Annotated in this window: 18 protein-coding genes and 1 riboswitch; of the genes, 7 read left to right on the top strand and 11 right to left on the bottom strand. The window is 42.0% G+C overall.

The window, feature by feature from the left end; all coding sequences use genetic code 11:
- Window positions 1–5 precede the first annotated feature (5 nt).
- Entirely contained in the window at window positions 6–560 is a 555-nt protein-coding gene (locus AAEZ02_RS11060) for a TMEM165/GDT1 family protein (protein ID WP_124014010.1), read from the bottom strand.
- A 95-nt stretch (window positions 561–655) separates the two neighbouring features.
- A riboswitch (yybP-ykoY riboswitch) is annotated at window positions 656–767 on the bottom strand.
- 258 nt (window positions 768–1025) lie between these two features.
- Between AAEZ02_RS11060 and AAEZ02_RS11065 the strand changes: the two genes are divergently transcribed.
- Entirely contained in the window at window positions 1026–2228 is a 1203-nt protein-coding gene (locus AAEZ02_RS11065) for an aromatic amino acid transport family protein (RefSeq protein ID WP_101032870.1), read from the top strand.
- Between the two features lie 220 nt (window positions 2229–2448).
- On the top strand, window positions 2449–4605 hold the full coding sequence (locus tag AAEZ02_RS11070) for a S46 family peptidase (RefSeq protein ID WP_124014009.1): 2157 nt from the start codon (window positions 2449–2451) through the stop codon (window positions 4603–4605).
- 19 nt (window positions 4606–4624) lie between these two features.
- Here AAEZ02_RS11070 and AAEZ02_RS11075 read toward each other — a convergent pair whose 3' ends face one another.
- The gene (locus AAEZ02_RS11075; protein WP_164839524.1) at window positions 4625–5332 is read right to left on the bottom strand and encodes a 23S rRNA pseudouridine(2604) synthase RluF; all 708 of its coding nucleotides are present in this window, start codon (window positions 5330–5332) and stop codon (window positions 4625–4627) included.
- 469 nt (window positions 5333–5801) lie between these two features.
- The gene (locus AAEZ02_RS11080) at window positions 5802–7145 is read right to left on the bottom strand and encodes a Na+/H+ antiporter NhaC family protein (protein WP_206191883.1); all 1344 of its coding nucleotides are present in this window, start codon (window positions 7143–7145) and stop codon (window positions 5802–5804) included.
- A gap of 547 nt (window positions 7146–7692) precedes the next feature.
- Here AAEZ02_RS11080 and AAEZ02_RS11085 point away from each other — a divergent pair.
- Window positions 7693–7992: a hypothetical protein gene (locus AAEZ02_RS11085; RefSeq protein ID WP_124014007.1), complete on the top strand. Its 300-nt coding sequence runs from the start codon at window positions 7693–7695 to the stop codon at window positions 7990–7992.
- 189 nt (window positions 7993–8181) lie between these two features.
- Here the strand turns inward: AAEZ02_RS11085 and putA are convergent, their stop codons facing one another.
- The 4 genes from putA to AAEZ02_RS11105 all read right to left on the bottom strand — a co-directional run bounded on the left by putA (window position 8182) and on the right by AAEZ02_RS11105 (window position 14469).
- A complete protein-coding gene (gene putA / locus AAEZ02_RS11090; RefSeq protein ID WP_351123090.1) occupies window positions 8182–11376 on the bottom strand; it encodes a bifunctional proline dehydrogenase/L-glutamate gamma-semialdehyde dehydrogenase PutA in 3195 nt (1064 codons plus the stop codon).
- A 397-nt stretch (window positions 11377–11773) separates the two neighbouring features.
- Complete coding sequence (locus AAEZ02_RS11095) at window positions 11774–12355, bottom strand: TIGR04211 family SH3 domain-containing protein (protein WP_351123093.1); 582 nt, start codon at window positions 12353–12355, stop codon at window positions 11774–11776.
- Between the two features lie 139 nt (window positions 12356–12494).
- On the bottom strand, window positions 12495–13763 hold the full coding sequence (locus AAEZ02_RS11100; protein ID WP_351123096.1) for an inorganic phosphate transporter: 1269 nt from the start codon (window positions 13761–13763) through the stop codon (window positions 12495–12497).
- Window positions 13764–13788: 25 nt separating this feature from the next.
- Window positions 13789–14469: a TIGR00153 family protein gene (locus tag AAEZ02_RS11105; protein ID WP_351123099.1), complete on the bottom strand. Its 681-nt coding sequence runs from the start codon at window positions 14467–14469 to the stop codon at window positions 13789–13791.
- Window positions 14470–14705: 236 nt separating this feature from the next.
- On the opposite strand from AAEZ02_RS11105, the gene AAEZ02_RS11110 reads away from it, so the two are divergent.
- Window positions 14706–16190, top strand: a complete 1485-nt coding sequence (locus AAEZ02_RS11110) for a CYTH domain-containing protein (protein ID WP_351123101.1) — start codon at window positions 14706–14708, stop codon at window positions 16188–16190.
- A 724-nt stretch (window positions 16191–16914) separates the two neighbouring features.
- On the opposite strand, the gene AAEZ02_RS11115 is transcribed toward AAEZ02_RS11110, so the two are convergent.
- The 4 genes from AAEZ02_RS11115 to AAEZ02_RS11130 form a co-directional block, all read right to left on the bottom strand.
- Window positions 16915–17157 carry a YgjV family protein gene (locus AAEZ02_RS11115; protein ID WP_101032880.1) on the bottom strand — a complete coding sequence of 81 codons (243 nt, stop codon included), beginning with the start codon at window positions 17155–17157 and terminating at the stop codon, window positions 16915–16917.
- Window positions 17158–17361: 204 nt separating this feature from the next.
- Complete coding sequence (locus tag AAEZ02_RS11120; RefSeq protein WP_101032881.1) at window positions 17362–17799, bottom strand: PaaI family thioesterase; 438 nt, start codon at window positions 17797–17799, stop codon at window positions 17362–17364.
- 191 nt (window positions 17800–17990) lie between these two features.
- Window positions 17991–18659, bottom strand: a complete 669-nt coding sequence (locus AAEZ02_RS11125) for a helix-turn-helix transcriptional regulator (RefSeq protein WP_101032882.1) — start codon at window positions 18657–18659, stop codon at window positions 17991–17993.
- Window positions 18660–19144: 485 nt separating this feature from the next.
- A complete protein-coding gene (locus tag AAEZ02_RS11130; protein WP_101034750.1) occupies window positions 19145–19765 on the bottom strand; it encodes a DUF2238 domain-containing protein in 621 nt (206 codons plus the stop codon).
- A 180-nt stretch (window positions 19766–19945) separates the two neighbouring features.
- On the opposite strand from AAEZ02_RS11130, the gene serA reads away from it, so the two are divergent.
- The 3 genes from serA to AAEZ02_RS11145 all read left to right on the top strand — a co-directional run bounded on the left by serA (window position 19946) and on the right by AAEZ02_RS11145 (window position 23195).
- Complete coding sequence (gene serA / locus AAEZ02_RS11135; protein WP_351123103.1) at window positions 19946–21175, top strand: phosphoglycerate dehydrogenase; 1230 nt, start codon at window positions 19946–19948, stop codon at window positions 21173–21175.
- A gap of 166 nt (window positions 21176–21341) precedes the next feature.
- Window positions 21342–22304: a tRNA-modifying protein YgfZ gene (gene ygfZ / locus AAEZ02_RS11140; RefSeq protein ID WP_124014002.1), complete on the top strand. Its 963-nt coding sequence runs from the start codon at window positions 21342–21344 to the stop codon at window positions 22302–22304.
- A 183-nt stretch (window positions 22305–22487) separates the two neighbouring features.
- Window positions 22488–23195: an ABC transporter ATP-binding protein gene (locus AAEZ02_RS11145; protein ID WP_101032885.1), complete on the top strand. Its 708-nt coding sequence runs from the start codon at window positions 22488–22490 to the stop codon at window positions 23193–23195.

A 23195-nucleotide genomic window follows, 5' to 3' on the forward strand; every position in this document is an offset into this window, starting at 1 on the left:
TCCATTTACCACATGAGTGTAGCCACGCCAAGCAGTGCAAACAATACAGCACAACCTCGATGAATAAGCTTCATGGGTAATTTATTAGCACTAAAATGTCCAGCGAGTACAACAGGGACATTGGCAATCAACATTCCCAATGTCGTGCCGATCACAACCCAGGTGAGTGATTGATATTTTGCCGCCAAGACTACAGTGGCAATTTGAGTTTTATCCCCTATTTCAGCAATAAAAAACAAAATAAACGTCGCAGTAAAAGCACCGAGTTGATAGAAACGGTTATCATCATCATCGATTTTATCGGGTATAAGCACCCATAACGCAATAGCAAAAAATGAACCGGCCACCAGATAAGTCGCCCATTGTGGATCAATCCAAGTAATTGCCCACTGGCCAAGCCATGCAGCAAGGAAATGATTCAATATTGTGGCGAGTAAAATACCTGAGATAATAGCGCTTTTATTGCTAAATCTCACCGCGAGCAGCAAGGCTAATAATTGAGTCTTGTCGCCTATTTCAGCGATGGCAACAGTAAGAGTTGAGGCGAATAAAGCTTCCAATGTGATATTCCTAGGGGTAAATGACAACTAAGCACGAGCCACCGCATACCCCTTGATGCAGTTACTGTGCTTAGGTCTCGCTTGGTAAAACCACTGATTAACAGTGAGTTACTGTCTGCACCATGGCGTGAGGCCAATTATGTTGATACAGACATCTTGTGTGCCATAACAGCAAGACAAGATTAGCTACTCCCCTAAAACAATTCGCATTATAACGATTAAATAATTTTATTCAATGGACTCATTTTACAGTGTAAATTCGGCATAAAAATAACCTCACCCCAACAGTAACGCCGTAATGCTACGCTATTGCAAAAATCACGTGTAAAAAAGTTTGGTCTATTGTTGTGTAATTGTTTACAAACACCGCTGTTAGCCTTTAACAGTCAAAGATCCTTGCCTGCTCTGTCACCCTTCTGCTAATGTCCGATACAAATAAAATAAAAATTAGACTGGACATTTTCTGTGAATTTTAAAACGTTAGGCTCTATTTCAATTGTAGCTGGAACGGCCATTGGGGGAGGCATGTTAGCGCTACCATTAGCAACGGCAGCCTTGGGTATGATCCCCGCATTAATCTTATTAGTGGTTATTTGGGGGTTATCAGCTTACACCTCGTTATTGATGTTAGAAATTAATCTTCACTCTGGTGTCGGCGATAACGTCCATGCCATTACCGGTAAAACACTGGGAAAAGTTGGCCAGCTCATTCAAGGTGGCTCATTCCTGAGCTTATTATTTGCGTTAACCATGGTGTATCTGATGGGAGGGTCATCGCTATTAGAAACCCGTTTACAACCCATCGGCATTAACATGAGCAACCAAGTAGCCATCATACTGTTTACGGTTATCTTTGGTGGATTAATTGCCATTGGCGTGAAGTGGATTGATAAAGTATCACGCATTTTATTTACTTCTATGGTGGTGTTACTCGTCATTGTGGTGGCATTTTTATTACCAGACGTTAATTTAATCAGTGCATTAAACAATTACTCAACCGATGTTGCTTCAGGCACAGCGCTACAACAATTATGGCTAGCAGCCATTCCTGTAGTGTTTACCTCATTTGGTTTCCATGTGTGTATTGCGACGATTGTGCGCTACTTAGAAGGTGATGCCGTTTCACTCAGAAAAGTGTTATTGATCGGCTCGAGCATTCCACTGGTTTGCTATATCCTGTGGTTGTTAGTGACCTTAGGGTCTTTAGGCGGCGAAACCGTCCATAGCTTTGGTGGTTCACTGCCTAAACTCGTTGCAGCTTTACAAAGCTTAGCTCAATCAAGAATTATAATCCAAGCCATTGATTTATTTGCTAACCTTGCATTAATCACTTCGTTCTTAGGCGTTACCATGAGCTTGTTTGACTATGTTGCCGAACTCACTCGAGCCAAGGATGATGCCTCAGGTCGCGCTAAAACATGGCTCATTACCTTTATACCACCGCTATTGTGTGCACTTTACTACCCAGATGGCTTTTTAAGCGTCCTTGGTTTTGCAGCTATTCCATTGGTGGTGATAATTATCTATTTACCCATTGCAATGGCATTAAAGCAACGTTCACAGCCATTGGGCGGCTACCAAGTCTCTGGTGGCAGTTTGGGACTTATCATCGCGGGCTTACTCGGTACCTTGATTGTTGTTGCCCAGTTGATGGTGGCATTAGCCTGAACCATATAACTCATAAAATAGATTTGTAAGCGAGTTTTACAAACCCTATTAAGATGATAAAACATTTGTTAAAGTCAGGCTAAGCCTGACTTTTTTGTTTTACGCTTCAATAACATCGACCAATATAATTAAACAAGAATTAAACAAGCATGAGACATGACTGGCCATACTATACATCACACGCTAACACCTCCTCCCCAAAAAATAACGGAATTACATAATGAAAAAATGGTTATTAACTGTTGCAATAGCAGCCAGCTTTGGCGCTATGGCAGATGAAGGTATGTGGCAACCACATCAACTACCTGCGATGGCCGATGAACTCAAGGAAAAAGGCTTAGAGATCAGCGCTGAATCAATCTCTAAATTAACTGAATTTCCAATGAATGCCGTGATCAGCCTTGGTGGTTGTACCGCTTCATTTGTATCGCCAAAAGGCTTAGTCGTCACCAATCACCACTGTGCCTATGGTTCAATTCAGTACAACTCAACATCCGATAAAAACCTGCTTAAAGACGGGTTTTTAGCCAAAACTTACGCAGAAGAACTACCTGCTACACCGGGTTCGCGTATTTTTGTGACTGAAACGGTCACTAATGTTACCGATAACGTTAAAGCAAACCAAATGGATAAGGTGGGTAATGATTTTTACCAAGGCATAGAACAGCAAGAAAAAGCCTTAGTGGCAGAGTGTGAAAAAGAAGACGGTTACCGCTGCCAAGTGTATAGCTTCCATGGTGGCTTAGAATATTATCTGGTTAAGCAGTTAGAAATTCGTGACGTGCGTTTAGCTTACAATCCAGCGGCTAGCGTAGGTAAATACGGCGGCGATATCGACAACTGGATGTGGCCACGCCATACTGGTGACTTCTCGTTTTATCGGGCTTATGTATCTAAAGACGGCAAACCCGCCGATTTCAGCAAAGATAATGTTCCATATGAGCCAAAAAGCTTCTTAAAAGTATCAGCTAAGGGCGTTAGCGATGGCGACTTTGTGATGGTTGCCGGTTACCCAGGCAGTACTAACCGCTACCGCACTGCCGATGAAGTTAACAATCAGTTTGAGTGGGCTTATCCTGAAGGGAAAGTCCTGCAAGAGCGCATGATTGAGATCATCAAAGAAACCGCGCCAGAAGGCAGCGACGAGCGGATTAAATACGAAAGCTTGATTGCTGGTTTAGCCAATTATGCCAAAAATTTTACCTCGATGATTGAGTATTATGGTAAATCAACCATGCTCGCTGATCGTGAGAAAATAGAGAGCGATTTAGCAAACTGGATCGGCAAAGATAAAAAGCGCCAACAGCAATATGGCGAAACACTATCAAGCTTAGAAAAACTGGTTGCTAAGAGTCAGCAAAATCAGCAAAGAGACACTTTATTAGGTTATATCGGTTACACCACCATGGTCACCACCGCACGTGATTTGTATCGCTTAGCTAATGAGAAAACCTTAGCTGATATGCAACGTGAGCCCGGATACCAAGAACGTGACATGACCAACTTTACCTCAAGCATGGAACGTATTGATCGCCGTTATGCCGCCAGTGTCGATAAATCCCTGCTAGCCGATTTACTGACGCGCTATGCCGCATTACCTGCAGAGCAGCATTTAGCCTCTTTAGATAAAGCCTTTGGTATTAGCAAAAAATTTGATGCTAAAGCGTTAGCGAACACATTGGATAAAATGTACGCCAACACCAAGCTAAACAACAAAGAAACTCGCTTAGCATGGATGAACAAATCGGTTGCCGACTTTAAAGCCTCTAACGACCCGTTCATTCAATTTGCGGTTCAAACCTACGCTGCCGACATGGCGCTAGAAAAACAGCAAAAACAATTAGAAGGTGACTTAATGAAAGTACGTCCACAATATATGGACGCGATCATTGCCTATAACCGCGAGCAAGGTAAACCGGTTTATGCCGATGCAAACTCAAGCCTGCGGGTGACAATAGGTAACGTTAAAGGTTACTCACCACAAGATGGCCTAGTGGCAATCCCTTTTACCCGTTTAGAAGGCATTTTAGCCAAAGATACTGGAGTTGACCCATTTGATGCACCAGCAAAACAGATTGAGCTGATTAAGCAAAAGCAATACGGCGATTATTATGTCAAAGCCATTGACTCAGTCCCGGTTAATTTTTTATCGACCCTTGATACAACCGGCGGTAACTCAGGATCACCCACCTTAAACGGCCGCGCTGAATTAGTCGGTTTGCTGTTTGACGGTGTGTACGAAAGTATCATTGGTGACTGGGGATACGACGCTCAAAGCAATCGTTCCATCCAAGTTGATAGCCGTTATATGCTCTGGGTAATGCAGTACTTAGATCATGCTGACAATTTATTAGCTGAAATGGACATTGTTAAATAATCATTGTTTAACAAAATGCTCAGCTTACTGCGCATTTAAGACTCAATAACTCTGCGGCCGTTAATGGCCGCATTGTTTTTTCTGCTAATTCAGCAAGACACACATCCAGCAACTGGGTACGCATTAAATCAATCACTTTATAGCTCAACGCCTGACACATACGCCTAATTTGCCGATTTAATCCTTGGGTTAATACGATCTCAAATCTGTCTTCATCCGCCTCAGAGCTCCATCGCCGAATGTCACACGGTCGAGTTTGCACTTGCCCATATTGCACGCCTTGCGCCATCATCAATAAAAATTCTGCGCTAATAGGCTTATCCACTTGGACGACATAAGTCTTTGGATGATAAAAATCGGGATGCATTAACGCTTGAGTCAATTGGCCATCATTAGTGAGCAGTAATAATCCGCGAGAATTTTTATCTAAACGCCCTGCAGGATACAGCCTGGGTGACTCGGGTAATAAATGGAGCAGACTATGGGGATCATTAGCTAATAAACGGCAATCAACGCCAACAGGCTTATGGTACAGCCAATACTGTTTAGCTTGCACGGGCAAAATGGGTTTACCATCCACCAAAACCGTCACCGCTTCTGCGGGGTTAATGCGATCAGTATGCTTGGCTAATTGATGATTAAGACTCACTCGACCACTATCGATAAGTCGCGCAGCTTGCCGTCTTGATGCCACGCCACACACAGCTAAATAATGACTTAATCGCATCGATGTCATGGACAATACTCAAGCAAGAATGGACATAAAATAACGGGTTCCGAGAAATAGGTCCACATTAGTTTGTTACGTGTTAATTGTTATTAGCATGCTTAACCCGAGGCAGATGCAGCATAAAATATTCACCTGGGTTAATTCCCATATAGCCGATGACACAACATAGGTAAAAATTTATCAAACAATTGGCAAAATCCAACTGACGCTAATCCAATAGCATCAATGACATGAACACAATCATTAGGTGTCAATCATGATTGCAGACACTCCTCGGTCACGGGTCGATACTTAAGCAAAAACAGGCATGGGCATGTTAACCCGGAAAACCCAAAAGTAATGACCAAGAACCAAGAACAGTAATAGCCAATCATTACTGATTGGCTATTACTTGATTATCGTAAAATAGCTACATTCGTCGCCACTTAAACTGGGTAAGCAAGTGATGATTGATCATATAACCGATTTAGACTCGTTTACGAAATATCACAATGATCACTGCCATGACGGCCAAAATCATACAATACCAAGCATTAGACACTGCGACTAATGGACTAATGGTAAACACAGAGGCAATTAATAGTGCTTGGGCGCCATGTGGAATTAATCCCTGAATAATACAAGCAAAAATATCGAGAATACTGGCCGCTCGTTTGGGGGAAACCCCATGCTTTTCGGCTAGCTCCTTGGCGATATCACCCGTCACCACAATCGACACAGTATTGTTAGCTACACATGTATTGGTAGCGGCAACAATCGCGGCCATGCCTAACTCTGCCGCACGGCTTGATGCTTCGCCATTCGCTTTTGAAAAACGTTTGATTAGACGTTCAATCTGCTTGCTGACAAACGTTAGTCCACCCTGCTGCTGCATTAGTGCCGCTAAACCACCGACTAACATCGACAGAATAAAAATCTCCTGCATATTGGTAAAACCGGTGTAAATGTCATTACCAAATTGGATAAAGGTATAGTGAGAACTTAACACGCCTGTCACGCCGGCTAATACTATCCCTAATGACAGCACCACAAATACGTTTAAGCCGACCACCGCTAACACTAGAATGGTTAAATACGGTAGTACTTTTAAGATTTCAATATCCTGAGCAACAATATCTGCTTGCCCTTGACCGACAAATGAAAAAGCAATCAAGGTGAGGATCGACGCCGGGATAGCAAACACTAAGTTCTCACGAAATTTATCTTTCATTTCACAGCCCTGAGTTCGCGTTGCCGCAATCGTGGTATCTGAAATAATCGATAAATTGTCACCAAATAACGCACCAGACATTACCGCACCCGCCATTATGGCATAGTCAATATGTGCTTGATCAGCGACCCCTAACGCCACCGGCGCAACAGCAGCAATGGTGCCCATCGACGTCCCCATCGATGTTGCAATAAAAGCGGCTATAACAAAAAAACCAGGCAATAATAAATTGGATGGAATAAACGATAAACCGAGTGCCACCGTCGCATCAACGCCGCCAGTTGCTTTTGCAACAGCAGCAAATGCACCAGCCAATAAATAAATTAAACACATAGCAATAATATTACTGTGGCCAATACCTTCAATAAAGGTTTCTATCGCACTATTGATTTGCTGCTTTGACAACAATATTGCCAATACAATGGCAGGTAAAATAGCAATAACACTGGGTAATTGGTAGAACGCATAATCAACACCCTGACTTTGAAAATATAAGCCTGCACCAATAAACAATCCTAAAAACAAAAAAAGTGGCAATAATGCCACAAACGATGCCGGGCTGTTTACTGCCGAGGGGGCTGATGAAATAGCTTTAGTCAAAGTGGTCTCTCTTTATCTTAACGAATAGGGATTGGCGGATGAGAAAAGCGAGTACGACTCAATCTCGATCATCAATGAATATTTAACAATATGTTCAACGCTGCTATATATTGCAGTCACATCAAAACAAGTTGTGCCAAGAATAAGAGAACTCTTCACCACTGTCAATATAGACGTCTAGACTTCCTTTATTTTGGCGTATTTAATTCTTAAATCTGAAAAATGCTACAAATAATTTACATAAATATAGAGTCTGTTGATGTTTGGAGATCAATTTTGCAGCAGTTTGTGGCGATTTGATACCTGGCGGGTTTATCTAAAGAGCCATACTATTTATCTCGAATAAATTTGGGTCAAGAAAGAACCATAAGCCCTGATCAACTTATCGATTTGTCACCCCTTTTTAAAGTAAAAATTGATTTACGTTAGTATTAACCTAATGTCGATTTGCTATTCTATATAAGCATTCACACATTTATACCATCGCATTATGGCCTCGTCTAATAGTACAAGGATAAATGTGCAGGGTATTCAGCGTAGGTGAAATATGACCCATAAACCCGATCGGATCACTGCAATGAAACAACTCATTGCCCAAGTAAAACAAACCTTCCCATTAGACTCCCCTGATCTCTTTCGTTGTGGGCCCGCTAACAGTTGTGTGGGTTGCCCAAAAAAACTATTAGATCTTATCGATTCTGAGGTCACCTACTGGGAAGCGGCAATCGCACAGGGCGTTATGCCCTCTTTAGGTGATATCAGCCGCTTTGGTAAATTATGCCAAAACGTCGGCCGAGGATTAAAACGCAATAATATTCAACTGTCACCCGTTCTTGTAACTCAGTAAGCAACTCTGTATGCAACTCTGTATGCAACTCTGTATGCAGCTCTGAACGCCTCACTTATTTTTAGGGAAGACATATTAATACGGCTCTGAATTTACTCCTCTTGCTGTCAATAAGCGTAAAAGCGAACCGTCCAATTAGTGGCATAAAAAAGCCCACATAAGTGGGCTTAAAAGATAAAACACATTACCTTACTCGTCAGTGTCGCCTAACGATAGCAATGTCGCATTACCACCAAGAGCGGTAATGTTGTTGGTACGCGTTTTTTCAGTCACAAAACGGGTTAAGTAATGTGGACCACCGGCTTTAGGACCTGTACCTGATAACCCTTGACCACCAAATGGCTGCACACCCACTACGGCACCAATTTGGTTACGATTAATGTACACGTTACCGACATTCACTTTATCGGCTAGATTAAGCGCATGGCCTTCATTACGGCTGTGGATCCCTAATGTTAACCCAAACCCAGTGCTATTGATTTCGTCAATCACTTTGCCTAAATCAGCAGCCTTATAACGGATTACATGCAAAATAGGCCCAAAATGCTCTTTTTCTAGCATCTTTATCGAATCGATTTCAACCGCGGTTGGGGCAACAAAGTGACCCTTCTCAGTACCCGCTGGTAACTCAAGTTTATTAATTAACTTACCTACTTGGCTAATATGGTCAATATGGGCATTCAAGTTTGCTTTAGCCGTTGCATCTATCACTGGGCCCACGTCCGTCTTAACGAAGCTAGGATCGCCAATGACCAATTGCTCCATTGCACCTTTCATCACTTCAATCACCCTATCGGCAATATCTTCTTGTAAAAACAACACTCGCAGTGCTGAACAACGTTGACCAGCACTGGTAAATGATGAAGAAACTACATCATTTACCACTTGTTCAGGCTGTGACGTTGAGTCAACCACCATGGCATTTTGACCACCGGTTTCAGCGATTAATGGAATAATGGCGCCATCACGGTTGGCTAAGGTACGGTTGATAAGCTTTGCTGTACCTGTAGACCCGGTAAAACACACACCGCCAATACGCTCATCAGCCGTTAAGGCAGAACCGACAACAGCCCCCGTACCGGGTAAGAACTGCAATACATCTTTAGGGATCCCCGCTTCATGAGCAAGCTGCACGGCACGATAACCCACTAAGCAGGTTTGTTCAGCTGGCTTGGCAATCACGGTATTACCCGCGGCTAACGCCGCTGATACTTGGCCGATGAAAATCGCTAACGGGAAGTTCCATGGACTAATACAAACAAAAATTCCGCGACCTTGTAACAACAACTCATTAAGCTCACCTGTTGGGCCAGGAAGTAATTCAGGCTTAGCCATCATTTTCTTCGCTTGCACGGCGTAGTAACGACAGAAATCGACCGCTTCACGTACTTCATCGATACCGTCTTGAATGCTCTTACCCGCTTCACGGGTACACAACACAATCAGCTCTTCTCGGTTTTCTTCCAGTAAATCGGCTAGTTTTTGCAGTGCATTGGCACGCGTCTCAACCGGAGTCCGCGCCCAACGGCCAAAAGCGGCATCAGCACCCACGACCGCTTGCTCTATTGCTTTAGCATCAGCAAACGCCACAGTGCCTACCGTTAATGAAGTATCAAAAGGACTCACTACCGTTTGTACATCACCCGTTAAGGTCTGACCGTTAACCAACGGACCCGCAGTCCACTGAGTGGCACTGTACGTTTCTAATGCAGCAAAAAATGGCTCTGATTCAGAAATAATGTTCATGTTTAGTCCTTTAGAGTTTTTACGTTCTGCACCAAAAATATCTGCTGGCTGCACAATTTTTTGATTAGCTAAGGTTTTATAACCTTGTAAGGTCACTAATGGGTGAACCACTAAGCTTTCAATAGGGGTATGTGGGTCTACTAACTTGTGCACAAATGAGGTATTCGCACCGTTTTCAAGTAAGCGACGGACCAAGTAAGGCAGCAAGTCTTTATGGGCACCGATTGGCGCATAAATACGCACGGCTTTAGCACCACTTTCAGATAAAATGGTGTCGTACAATTCTTGCCCCATACCATGTAAGCGTTGGTACTCATAAAGGCGATCGCCGGCCATGGCATTAATACTGGCTACCGTTTGCGCGTTATGAGTAGCAAATTGCGGGTAAATAGCACCGCGAGTGGCATCTGATAGTAAGAAGCGTGCACAGGCCAAATAAGACACATCAGTGCTCGCTTTACGAGTAAATAAAGGATACCCCCCGTCACCCGCTTGCTGAGCCCATTTAAGCTCACTATCCCAATACGCACCTTTTACTAAACGTAATGGAATTTCATCACCTTGATCTTTTGCAAGACGAGTCACCCAGCATAAAACAGGTAAGCAGCGCTTCGAATAGGCCTGCACCACAATACCCAGTAAGCCCCATCCTTTGGCGGCATCTGACTGATACAATTTCTTGAACAATGTTAACGATAGTTCAAGACGATCCATTTCTTCGGCATCAATTGAAATACCAATCCTCAGCTCACGGGCTTGAACAATCAGCTTAATGACAGTGTCGTATAGTTCGGTTAATACCCGATCTTCATTGGCGACTTCATAACGAGGATGCAATGCTGACAGTTTAATTGAAATTGTTGGCCGTGATGCGTCAGACTCATCATATTGCTGCGCGCCTAAATCACCGATAGCGTTACTGTAATCGATGAAGTATTTTTGCGCATCACTGGCCGTTAAAGCTGCCTCACCAAGCATGTCATAACTGTGGGTATAACCTAACTTACGCTTAGCTTCGCTATTTTTGAGCGCTTCTTTGACATTACGCCCTAATACAAATTGCTTACCCATAATCTTCATCGCAGCTAACATCGCTTGACGGATCACAGGCTCGCCAACGCGGTTAACGAGACGCTTAAGCAAGTTACTCGGTGTACCGTCAATGTTACGATCTAACTTAACGATTCTTCCGGTAAGCATTAACCCCCACGTTGAGGCATTAACCAGTAGTGAACCACTTTTGTTAAGGTGTACATCCCACTTAGCCCCAGACAGCTTATCTTCTATTAACGCATCGGCAGTTTCAGCATCAGGAATGCGCAACAGAGCTTCAGCTAAACACATTAGGATAATCCCTTCTTGTGTTTCTAAACTGTATTGTTGTAAAAAGGCATCAACCCCTACCATTAAACCTTTTTTCTCAAACTGACGTACTTTGCTAACGAGTTCGTGAGCGCGACGAGTGACTTGCTCAATGTCTGTATCAGACGAAGGCACTAACTTGATTAATTCAGATAGGTATTGCTCTTCATCGACAATATAGTTATCCGTAATGGCTTTAAATAACTCATCAAGAGTGGCATTGTCATAGCGGCCTTCCAGTACTTCACTCGCTTTGAACATAGTATTCGATTCCATCTAGGTCAGATTAAGGATGGTTGTTGTGGCTATTAAATGAACACAATATTCATAAATATTTTATTTTGTATACAATGTACGATCTATTTTTCGGCGATTATACCTTCAAAATGTGAACTTGGACACTATAGTTAAAAAATTGCCAACAATTGTTTGATTTTTATCACTGCATTATCCATGCGCAATGTGATAAAGCGTGACAGTTAACAGATAAAGGTTTTTAACAGCTTGTTAAGTAACAATTAATATATATTTAACAGAATAAAAAAATGAATGACTCTCATAGAAAAAAATGAAATAAAAAAAGCCAACGTTTGAATCGTTGGCTTTTTAGCAAGGATATGAATCGCATAAAAGATGATTTGATTCTATAGAACCTCAACATCAACAGATATTATTACATCCAACGACTATTTTTACGACGCTGCGGACGCGGTAAGTACACCAATATAATACCAATCAATGCACCCATACCGCCAATCAAGCCACCTTGTTGCCACATTTGATAACGACGATTATCAGCCCCTTGTTGCACTTTTAACTCGGCTTCATCTCGCTGTTTAACCGCTATCGTTAATGCAGCGTTTAATTCAGTCACTTTTTCGTTAGCCAGAATTAAATATTCTTCAGTATTGTCAGTATTTTGAGTAATTTGATTTAATTGCTCATTGGCTTGCTTCAGTTGGGCTTCCATCTCTGGAAAACGTTCACGAAAACTAGGCTGATCGGTCACTAAACTGGTTAATACCCAGCCTTCTCGGCCTTTATGATCAATAATTTGAGTGAAATCACCATCGGTATTATCCAATAACGTGATCGGTTGACCCGCTTCTACGCTACCAAGAATACGAAATTCTGTACCCGGTCCACCATGAATAAACGTATATACATCATCAGAAATAAAACGCGTTGGTGCTTGGGCCGCAAATACGCCACTTGGCGCAAGTAAAAATATAAGGATTGAAAGTACTCTTAACACGGTATTTATCCAAACTCAGAAAACTTATTGTCATGCTATTTATTAAATGCTCTGAATGCAAGAAGGAAGTCATATGACTTCCTTCTTAAATGCATTCGCACTCACACTTCTGTTAATACTTCATTGGGTCTTGGCTAAATTAACTAAAGATGCTCTTAATAATGAAGAAGAACACAATAGATAATGCAGCACCTGCTGGCAAGGTAATAACCCAAGACACAACAATGTTACGTACCACACCAATATTGATTGCCGCGATACCACGCGCCATGCCCACACCTAACACTGCGCCCACTAAGGTTTGTGTTGTCGAGATAGGTAAACCGGTACCAGAAGCAATAACCACAGTCGATGCGGCAGCTAATTCAGCGGCAAAACCACGGCTTGGGGTTAAATGGGTGATGTTTTTACCAATGGTTTTCATCACACGCTGACCAAAAATAGCCAACCCCAACACAATACCCACTGCGCCTAATGGTAAAATCCACCATGCTAGAACCGCTTCAGCACCAATAACACCGCCATTTTCAACCACAGAAACCACTGCAGCTAATGGACCAATCGCGTTAGCAACGTCATTTGAACCATGGGCAAATGCCATACAACATGCAGTTACAACCATTAAAATGGCGAAGACTTTTTCAACATTACCATACTGAGTTTGACGGTCAGCTTTGTCGCTCATTTTTAAACGGCTAATAGCCACTTTACCCAAAAGACCAACTACGGCCGCAACAGCCGCCGCTAAAAGATAAGCTTCTATGGTTGAAAAATTGATGCCTACATGCTTTAAACCTTTGGTAATGGTCACAAGAGACATCACAAAACCGGCTAATGCCATGTAAAAAGGCACATAACGCTTAGCATTTCCCAACGGATCATCGGTATCAAAAATCAGCTTTTGCACACTTTGGAAAATGATATAAGCAATAAAACCCGAAATTGCTGGTGTCACGACCCAAGAGCCAATAATACCGCCAACCTTACCCCATTCAACAGCGTCAGCATTGACACCCACGGCGGCAAAACCGACAATCGCGCCAATAATCGAATGGGTTGTAGAAACCGGCCAGCCTAACGCTGACGCTACCACTAACCAAATACCTGCTGCAAGTAATGAGGCAATCATGCCGTAGACCAATAACTCTGGTACGTCAGTAAAATAACTGGCGTCGATAATACCTTTACGAATAGTACTTGTGACTTCACCACCAGCTAAAAATGCACCGGTGAACTCAAAGATCATTGCAATAATAATCGCTTGTTTAATGGTAATGGCATTAGAACCTACAGAGGTCCCCATTGCATTGGCTACGTCGTTTGCACCAATACCCCATGCCATTAAAAATCCGAATGCAGCCGCTATCATAATAAGCATAGGGCCATTGGTGACTAATACATCAACCATTTTGTTTCCTTGATAACCTTTGTAATTAGTTACGAGCTAGCATTAGCTCTAGGCGGGAACCGACACGCTCAGCAAGATCTGCTAAACCTCCAACCCATTCGATAATTTTATACATGAACATTACATCAATCGGATTCAATTCAGCTTCTAATGCAAACAATTGACGACGCAATTGAATTTGTAAGTCATCAGAATCGCCTTCGATAAGATCTAATTCATTGATCATTTTGGCAACTAACTCAACTTGACGGCCCCGGAAACCGGTTTCGAGCAAATCATCGAGTTCGTTAATAGCCCGCTTAGCAAGTGATACCGCATCTAAACAACGTTGTAGATAAGCACCAAAAGCTTTTTGCATAGGCTGAGGAAGGACTAATTGACGGCCAATAATACGGCCAGAGATATCTTTTGCCATGTTGGCGATTTTGTCCTGTTGAGTTAATAACTCAAGCAAGTCGGTCCGTTCAACAGGCATGAATAATCCACCAGGAAGAGTCAGGCGAATTTCACGTTTAAGTGAGTCAGCGTCTTTTTCCAGCAAACTAATTTTTTTGCGTATCTTTATCGCTTCATCCCAGTCACCTGAGATAGTTGCGTCAAAGAAAGGAACAAGAAGTGATGCACACTCATGTACTTTGTCGATATGCTGTTCTAAAGGCTTAAGAGGTGATTTTGCAAACACACCTAAAATAGAGTTTACTGGCATTGCCGTTTACCTATTTAATAAATTCCAATTTGGAAAAAGCGGGCGCATGTTAACCCAAGCGTACACATAATGAAACTGTGTTTTTTAATTTCGTACGACAGTTTCTCTGTTATCGTTACTCAGTATATATGATGCGAGCAACGCTATACTAAGATAATTTTATTACAGCAATGTGACATTATGAAGATAATATGACGCATTAATGAACATTTGATGACAAGGCAAACATAAAGTCAATGGACGCAGAAATAGAGTTAAAACTATTCATTCAAGCACAACACCATGATTTATTAAAAAAAATATTGAATGACTACCCTAATTCGACCCCTCAAGGCCAGAAAAACCTCACCAACGGATATTTCGATACAGACGATTTACAGTTGCGTCGTTGGGATATGGGCTTACGCGTAAGGGGTTTTGATAACCAACTCGAACAGACCATAAAAACAGCAGGTAGGGTCGTAGGAGGGATCCACTCTCGTCCCGAATATAATGTCAACATAGATCAAAAAATACCGATCCTGTCACGTTTCCCAAATAAAATTTGGCCGGTAGGATATAATATCGACAACATCTCCGCATCACTCGGGTGTATTTTTGAAACCAATTTCAACCGCCAAACCTGGCATATTTACCTCAATAACAGCCTCGTTGAGGTCGCATTGGATGTGGGTGAAATCATTGCAAAAAACAACCTTGATCCCATATGCGAGCTAGAATTTGAATTACTTGCAGGTGATACTTCAGCCTTAATAGAATTGGCAATTGAAGTGGCTAAATCAGTGCCCTTGCGGTTAGGTAAGGCCAGTAAAGCTCAGCGAGGTTACCAGCTTGCGGGTAAATCAAAACCCGTCACCCTCGAGAATATTGATTACGTCTCGTTGTCAAAGAGTAATAATTTACAGCAAACCCTTAGCGCCATACTAGAAACGGGGCTTGAGCGCTGGCAACTGATTGAAAATATGTTAACTGTCTCTAATGACGACGAACAACAACAGTCAGCATTATGGGGTGAATTACGTCGTTGTGTGCGCTTACTCAGGCTCACCCTAGATCAATTTGGTTTACTCAATCAGCACACTAGCCCATTATTTGATCATCTTGAACAGGCGCTAACATTTGTTAGTCCACTGCAAAGCTGTTGCTTATTGTTGCAAGACGACGCAAAACTGCTTGCCAACATCAATAATAAACCTCTGGTGTGCCAACGACTAGAAAACCATATCAGCTCGATGTCTATTTCAACTCAATTAGCCTCCATATGGCAACAACCTGAGTATGGTCAATTACAATTGGCCTTAGTCGATTTGTTATTAACCACTGAAAGTGGTCAACATCAATGGGGCAATTATCCAGAACTGGGCTTGTTTGCTAACCAATTACAACAAGCCTCATGGAAACGTATTGGCAAATTAATGCCGATAACATCTGAAATGAATAGCGTAGATTACCAACACGTTGCAGACGCACTGGATGAAAGTATCTTAGTTGGCTTTGCTTATGGAGAAATGTACCAAGCCAAAAAGCGCGAGGCTTTTCGTGCACCGTGGCAAGACTTAGCGTTGGGGATCAGCACGCTATCTGCGTATAAAATATTAAGGTTCCTTAGTGAGCAGCATCAACTTAATATTGAAACCTGGTTAGACAATAAAGAAACCAGTTTATTGTTTGCCATGGAGCAGTCTCGTAAAAGTGCCCTAAAAGTGCCTATATATTGGTAAGTTAACACATTATTGCGTCAGCAAATGATTGTGAGCAAAACAGTAAGAGGATGATTATTGTCCTGTTTTTGATAGACGACCAATTTATAGCATTTAGGTATAAATGGTCGCCTATTGCTTAGCTAAATGGCTGTAATTTGGCTAAAGCCTGTTTAATACCAATCGTATTAATTATCTGGTTATGCAGCGGGAATTCAAATTGCTTTAATCAAGGCGAAGACTTAACGGCATAGTGTTATTCGGCAACGGATCCTGCGTTGCTCTATCTCCGCTGTAGTGAAATAATCCCACTCTCTTTTACTGAACATCTAAGATAGTCTTACTTACGATGCCGGCTAGCGTTTCTATTAAATACCAATTTTGTCAACGTCGTGGACCACCTTCGCCAGCAGACATTGCGTTTTACACATCTGCCACGATACACCGTTTTGACTGGTTAAATAATTAACTTGAGTTATTTATTGTTCTTTATGCGCGGTCGGCTAACCACTGTTCAATTAAGTCATAAACGGTTGCCATATGAATACTCCTACTCCAAACCACCATTTGATGGACACATTATAGAAGCGCAAGAGGATTAATTATAATGATTAAAATAGATAGCCAAATACGTTAAAAGCGATTAAAACTATTTAAATTAATCCAAAAAATAGTGTAATGACAATAAAAAAGCCAACGTTGTCAGTTTACCTTTTTGGTATTAAATCATTGAGTAAAGGAATGATTAGTCTGTGGGCGGGGTTGGTTTACGGTATAACTTAATCAAATAATAGGCATCAATTAACACAATAAAAAAATTAACCAAAGCAACGGGTAATGCATCTATGGCCAGGCCGTAAGCCACAAATAATCCAGCACCAATTAAGTTCCACCAGCGTAATTTTTTGATGTTCGCCATCATCAAGGAAATAGCAACAACGACCGAAGCTAAGTAGCCGACCCATTCCCAAGGGTTAATATTGTCCATGGATTTTCCTTATATTACGATGCTGAATAAACAAGTTGAAGCCAAAAACACTCTGTTCAGCTAACAAATGTCCGAGCACTTCCCCTTAGCCCTTGTACATTCATTATGATTAAACAAGCAGTAACGTTATCTACATAATAAATAGGCAGCAAGACTAAAATGTTGATCTACTGTAGATTTAGTCGCTATTGTTCTAACTATAGCTTATCGCTCTACAACTGCAGCTGTCATTCTTGAAATACAGCAAAGTTTGCCAGCGCTATTGTGCACTAATATTTCCCATACAGAACTGCGCTTGCCAATGTGTACAGGTTTTGCTGTCGCGGTTAATTCGCCATTACGTGATGCTTTTAAATGATTGGCGTTGATTTCTTGTCCGACACAATAATAGCGCGTGAAATCGACCACAAAATTGGCAGCATAACTGGCTACCGTTTCCGCGAGTGCGACATTCGCGCCACCATGAACCATCCCTAATGGATTATGCACAGCGGGATTAGCAGGCATGGTGGCGACCATATAATCATCGCCAATTTCAGTGATTTTAATGCCCAACGTTTGCATTAAGGTGCCCTTTCCCTGCATCCCTGCATCCAAACGAGCACAATCTTCTAAAGTGACCGTTTTAAACCAAATACTCATTCTTAATATCCATCATTATCATTACTAGAAAGCTCAGTGTACTGATTAGCTTAAGCTTTTAAAAGATAAACGCGATAGATAACACCACCCCATTAAAAAGGAGCCTAAGCTCCTTTTTGTCGTTATTGTCGTTATTGTCGTTATTGTCGTTATTGTCGTTATTGTCGTTATTGGATAAATCGTCCAGTACGTTAACTCACCAATTCCCAGTGACTTTGATAAGTTTGTGCCCAACGTAATAACTCAACTCGGTTGCGTGACTCTGTTTTACGGAAAATAGAGGAGATATGGGCTTTAACGGTATGTTCACTAATACACAATCGCTGGGCAATTTCTTTATTACGCGCGCCACTAGAGACAAGCTGAATAATAGTTCTTTCTCGATTGGTCAACCTTTGGAGAATGGCAACGGTATCGGCAGGGATTTCAGTACGAGTATCTAACTGCTGAACTAAACGTCTAAAGATTTTACTGATCAATGGCCGGTCGTACCACAATTCGTCAGCCACCATTTTACGCAAACCCGTTAGCATTAAATCCATGCGTTGATCACTGTACAATAAACCACGCACGCCTTGGAGCAGTGCAGACTCTTGATCAAGTGAACCTCGTTCAACTTGATATAAAGCAACCGGAACATGTTCGACTAAACGCGACACCAATAACGGAATACCTTTACTGTCTAAGGCTGCGCCCTTTTGTGAAATAAGATAAAAGTTATTGGATTTTTTTTCTAACTCAAGCTCAGCCGCATGTTTTACAATGCGAGTTTTTAACCCGATAGATTCAGCCAAAATAGCTAAATGGCAAGGTGCTGCGATTTGGTGCAAGAACACCAACTCATCGATATTCGAACTCATCACTCTTCTCCCTGAAAAGTACATTATTGCTCAACATACCTTGATCACATCCTGAGGTTATATACTATACGTAAATGGAACTCATTTACTAGCCTTCAGAACTAGGCAGAGCAGATAGTTTACTTTCATCTCTTTATATTTAGAACATTTTATTTGGTTATTAGTTAATCGCCTTATCTTGTAAATGGATTAACCGACAGATTAGATAATCGTGGTTAATCGGTCACTCTCAATAGCTACTGTTATGATAAAAACCTTTCTATACAGCAAGCATAGTAAAAATTTGCTGGTTATTATGGCTATTATGTAAGTCTAAAGTATTAATAGTAAGTTTGACTGACTTGCCATAGACTTTATCACTAATTCAAGACTGATAAGCCTCATACTTTACATTCGCTTAAAGCCATTAATTAATTCTCAGGCTAGCAGCCAAATTTAGCTATTTTATGATGCCTTTTATGCCACGATAAGCCCAGCCTGCGCAGTCACACCAAATGGTTATTGACCGCCATTTTGGTCGCTATCTGTTTGTTATGAAGAGATGAAAGCAACAATACGCCACACACGCCACCAATTAATGCTAAAAACATGTCAGATTGAGTATCCCAAACATACCCTTGAGTGCCTAAAAAAGCCTCCGCATTTTCGCCAGTAGCAATGGCGACCCACCATTCAACTAATTCATAAAAAGCTGAAAATGCGAGCACAAAACATACCGCTAAAAACTGGCACCAAGCACCTATTTGTATCACCTGCTTACGGATAAAAATTTCACGCGCCAATATCACCGGAATAAAACCTTGGGCAAAATGGCCGACTTTATCGTAATTGTTTCGCTCACTGCCCATCAGTTGAGCTAGCCAGTCAAATAATGGTACTTCAGCATAGGTGTAACGAGCTCCCACAAATAACACACAACAATGCACTAGAATAAGGCCATAAGCTAACGGGGTTAGCGGAAAGCTTTTACGACTAAAAAACAATATCGGTAATGCGAGTAATGCAGGGATGGCTTCCAGCCACCAAGTAAACATATCTTTAGGGTTTATCAGCGACCACAACAATACCAACAGATAAATTGTTATCCATATCACACCTTTTTTCATCGAAAATTCCTCTTCTGCGATATTGTTCTCAATTAAAAATATTCCTTCAGCCATCTAGCCCTCCACAAGCCCTAAAAAAAGTGCTACTTTGGTATTGCGTCGGAAGTCTGCATTTATATCATAACTGTTAGTATAAGCATTAGCATAAGCACCATTTAATGATAAGAGGGTACCCATATCATGGCGAAACATTCGCTTGACAAGGATAAGATTAAAATCCTGCTGTTGGAGGGCGTCCACCAAACTGCGGTCGATGTACTAGAACGTTCAGGTTACACCAATATTGAATATCACAAAGCCTCACTCGGCGAAGCTGCATTACTGGTTTCAATCAAAGATGCGCATTTTGTTGGTTTACGCTCACGCACGCAACTGACAGCTGAAGTATTACATCATGCAGAAAAACTAGCTGCTATTGGTTGCTTCTGTATTGGGACTAATCAAGTCGATTTATCGACAGCTGAACAATTGGGTATTCCGGTCTTCAACGCGCCATTTTCCAACACGCGTAGTGTTGCAGAATTGGTGATTGGTGAGATCATCATGTTAATGCGTGGTATTCCGCAGCGTAATGCGATTTCACATCGCGGCGGTTGGCTAAAAAGCGCCAATGGCAGTGTTGAAGTCCGTGGTAAAACCTTAGGTGTTGTTGGTTATGGTCATATCGGTACTCAGCTAGGTATTTTAGCTGAAACCATAGGCATGAGAGTGATTTTCTTTGATATTGAAGATAAATTACCGTTAGGTAATGCCTCACAAGTTCGCTCTATGGATGAGTTATTGGCTCAGGCCAATGTTGTCAGCCTGCATGTACCCGAAACGCCACAAACCAAAGACATGTTCGCTAAGGCTGAATTTGCTAAAATGCGCCAAGGCAGTTTCTTTATCAATGCCTCCCGCGGCACCGTGGTTGATATTGAAGACCTAGCCCAAGCGCTAAAATCTGAGCATCTTGCTGGCGCAGCAATTGACGTATTCCCGGTTGAACCTAAGTCTAATGATGATGAATTCATCACTCCACTTCGAGGTTTAGACAACGTATTGCTCACGCCACACATTGGCGGCAGTACTGTAGAAGCACAAGAAAATATCGGGGTTGAAGTGGCTGGCAAGCTAGTGAAATACTCAGATAATGGCTCAACCTTATCTGCAGTGAACTTCCCTGAAGTGTCATTATCTCAACATAGTGGTACTTCACGCTTATTGCATATTCACCATAACCGTCCTGGTGTGTTGATCAAAATCAACCAAGCGTTTTCAGAGAAGCACATTAACATTGCCGCACAATACCTACAGACTACTGCTCAAATTGGTTATGTGGTAATGGAAGTTGATTCAGACCAAGCCGAAGAAGCATTAGTTGAGTTGAAGTCAATCGAAGGCACTATCCGTGCGCGAGTATTATTTTAACTTTTGCTTCGCAATGGATTAACTCAGGTTAATTGGCTTACTCGAAAAGCTACCTTGCTCAAAAGGTAGCTTTTTTATTGGCTTTTAAAACCTTGCCCCCTGTTGAGCATTGTATTATTCCGTTACACTCCAAGCATACCGTCTTATTCTCAGCTTAGGGATAGTTATGACTATTTCAGTAAACCAACCAGATTGGGATTTCATCGCCACATCTCCTGCATTAATGTTATCAAGTTTAGCTCATATGGGATTAATCGAAATCACCGGAGAGCAAGGGCGTAGCTTTATTCAAGGCCAAGTCACTACAGACATTACCTCTCTTGGTACATACGAGTGGAAATGGGGCGCGCATTGCGACCCTAAAGGTAAAATGCTTGCCAGTTTCCGAACATTTGCTGTGGGCGATAGCTTATTCATGTTACTGCCCAAAAGTGCCTTGAGTTTAGATTTACCACATTTACAAAAATACGCGGTATTTAGTAAAGCTGAACTGGCTGATGTCAGTGATGACTACCACATAATCGGCATAGCTGGAGCAGAGGCACAAGCCTTTGCTACTGAACATTTTGGCGATGTATCGCAAACACTTAACTTTGTAGATCAGGGCGTAATCATTCGCGATGGAGATCGTTTTATTGCCATTATTAAATCAGCCGCAGCCGAAATAATCATCAACCAATCGGGTCAAACATTGTTTGATGCCAGTGCATGGCAAGCATTAGAAATTAAAGCCGGTTATCCCAACATTGATGCCGCTCATTCAGGCCAGTACGTAGCACAAATGTGTAACTTACAAGCCATTAATGGCATCAGCTTTACTAAAGGCTGTTACATGGGCCAAGAAACGATTGCTAGAATGAAATACCGCGGTGGTAATAAACGCGCTTTGTATATTTTGTCCGGTACCAGCAATCAAAAAATCACCACTGACACTACGTTAGAAATTGCGCTTGATGACGGTTTCCGTCGTGGCGGTAATATTATTGAGTGCGTCCAATATGGCGATAAAGTACTGCTTACAGCGGTACTACCAAATGATACCGAAAACAACGCTCAACTTCGTCTTGCTGGAGATGAAAGCTCACAGCTATCTATTATCGAGTTGCCGTATTCTTTAGCAGATGCCTAATTAACTCATATTATTAACCGACTAAATACATCTACAAAAGCGAACCTTGGGTTCGCTTTTTGTTTTTTTATAGCCAAGGCGATCTATTTGACTCATATTAGGTATATGATTAATATTGTTAACGAATTAAATAAATTCATTAAACCCAAATAACTCATTACATTCATCAGTTATGGAGTCACTATGGAACCTCTCGTTACCTTAGAAAATATTAATAAAGGGTTTCGCGATGGCGAGTCATTCCATTCTGTGCTCAATCAAGTCAATCTGACGTTATACCAAGGGCAAACCGTTGCCCTTATGGGCCCTAGTGGCAGTGGTAAAAGTACCTTACTTAATATCATTGGCGGCTTTGAGACTATCGACAGCGGCGAATTATTCATTCATATCGATGGCCAGAAACAATCGGTAACGCCCTGGAAAGATAAGCAATGGAGTCAATACCGCCGTCAATATCTTGGGGTCGTCTTTCAGCAATTTAATTTACTGACGCCACTTAATGTGCGTGACAATATCATCTTTTCATTGGCAATGAATGGCCAAAAATGGACGCCATGGTGCGATGAGCTCTGCGAACAACTGGACATAAGTTCGTTACTTCAACGTAAGGTAGAGAATTTATCCGGTGGGCAACAGCAACGTGTCGCAATTGCCAGAGCCTTAGCCCATAAACCGCCTTTATTGCTTGCCGACGAGCCCACAGGTAATTTAGACCAACAAGCCGGATTGCAAGTCATGACGCTACTGACCTCACTGGCCAAGCAAGCTAATACCTGCGTGGTGATGGTGACCCATAGCCAGCAATGTGCTGACTTTATGCAAACTCACCTTCATTTACACGGTGGTAGCATAGAGCATCTGCGCAACATCACCCCATTAGCTTATGAGTGA

The sequence above is a fragment of the Shewanella sp. T24-MNA-CIBAN-0130 genome (assembly GCF_040310185.1).
GTDB lineage: Bacteria > Pseudomonadota > Gammaproteobacteria > Enterobacterales > Shewanellaceae > Shewanella > Shewanella psychromarinicola.

Bases quoted from the DNA above. Each gene is read 5' to 3' on its own strand.
- AAEZ02_RS11070 (WP_124014009.1), top strand. From the start codon at position 2,449: ATGAAAAAATGGTTATTAACTGTTGCAATAGCAGCCAGCTTTGGCGCT.
- AAEZ02_RS11075 (WP_164839524.1), bottom strand. From the start codon at position 5,332: ATGCGATTAAGTCATTATTTAGCTGTGTGTGGCGTGGCATCAAGACGG.
- AAEZ02_RS11085 (WP_124014007.1), top strand. From the start codon at position 7,693: ATGACCCATAAACCCGATCGGATCACTGCAATGAAACAACTCATTGCC.
- putA (WP_351123090.1), bottom strand. From the start codon at position 11,376: ATGGAATCGAATACTATGTTCAAAGCGAGTGAAGTACTGGAAGGCCGC.
- AAEZ02_RS11100 (WP_351123096.1), bottom strand. From the start codon at position 13,763: ATGGTTGATGTATTAGTCACCAATGGCCCTATGCTTATTATGATAGCG.
- AAEZ02_RS11105 (WP_351123099.1), bottom strand. From the start codon at position 14,469: ATGCCAGTAAACTCTATTTTAGGTGTGTTTGCAAAATCACCTCTTAAG.
- AAEZ02_RS11110 (WP_351123101.1), top strand. From the start codon at position 14,706: ATGGACGCAGAAATAGAGTTAAAACTATTCATTCAAGCACAACACCAT.
- AAEZ02_RS11115 (WP_101032880.1), bottom strand. From the start codon at position 17,157: ATGGACAATATTAACCCTTGGGAATGGGTCGGCTACTTAGCTTCGGTC.
- AAEZ02_RS11120 (WP_101032881.1), bottom strand. From the start codon at position 17,799: ATGAGTATTTGGTTTAAAACGGTCACTTTAGAAGATTGTGCTCGTTTG.
- AAEZ02_RS11125 (WP_101032882.1), bottom strand. From the start codon at position 18,659: ATGAGTTCGAATATCGATGAGTTGGTGTTCTTGCACCAAATCGCAGCA.
- AAEZ02_RS11130 (WP_101034750.1), bottom strand. From the start codon at position 19,765: ATGAAAAAAGGTGTGATATGGATAACAATTTATCTGTTGGTATTGTTG.
- serA (WP_351123103.1), top strand. From the start codon at position 19,946: ATGGCGAAACATTCGCTTGACAAGGATAAGATTAAAATCCTGCTGTTG.
- ygfZ (WP_124014002.1), top strand. From the start codon at position 21,342: ATGACTATTTCAGTAAACCAACCAGATTGGGATTTCATCGCCACATCT.
- AAEZ02_RS11145 (WP_101032885.1), top strand. From the start codon at position 22,488: ATGGAACCTCTCGTTACCTTAGAAAATATTAATAAAGGGTTTCGCGAT.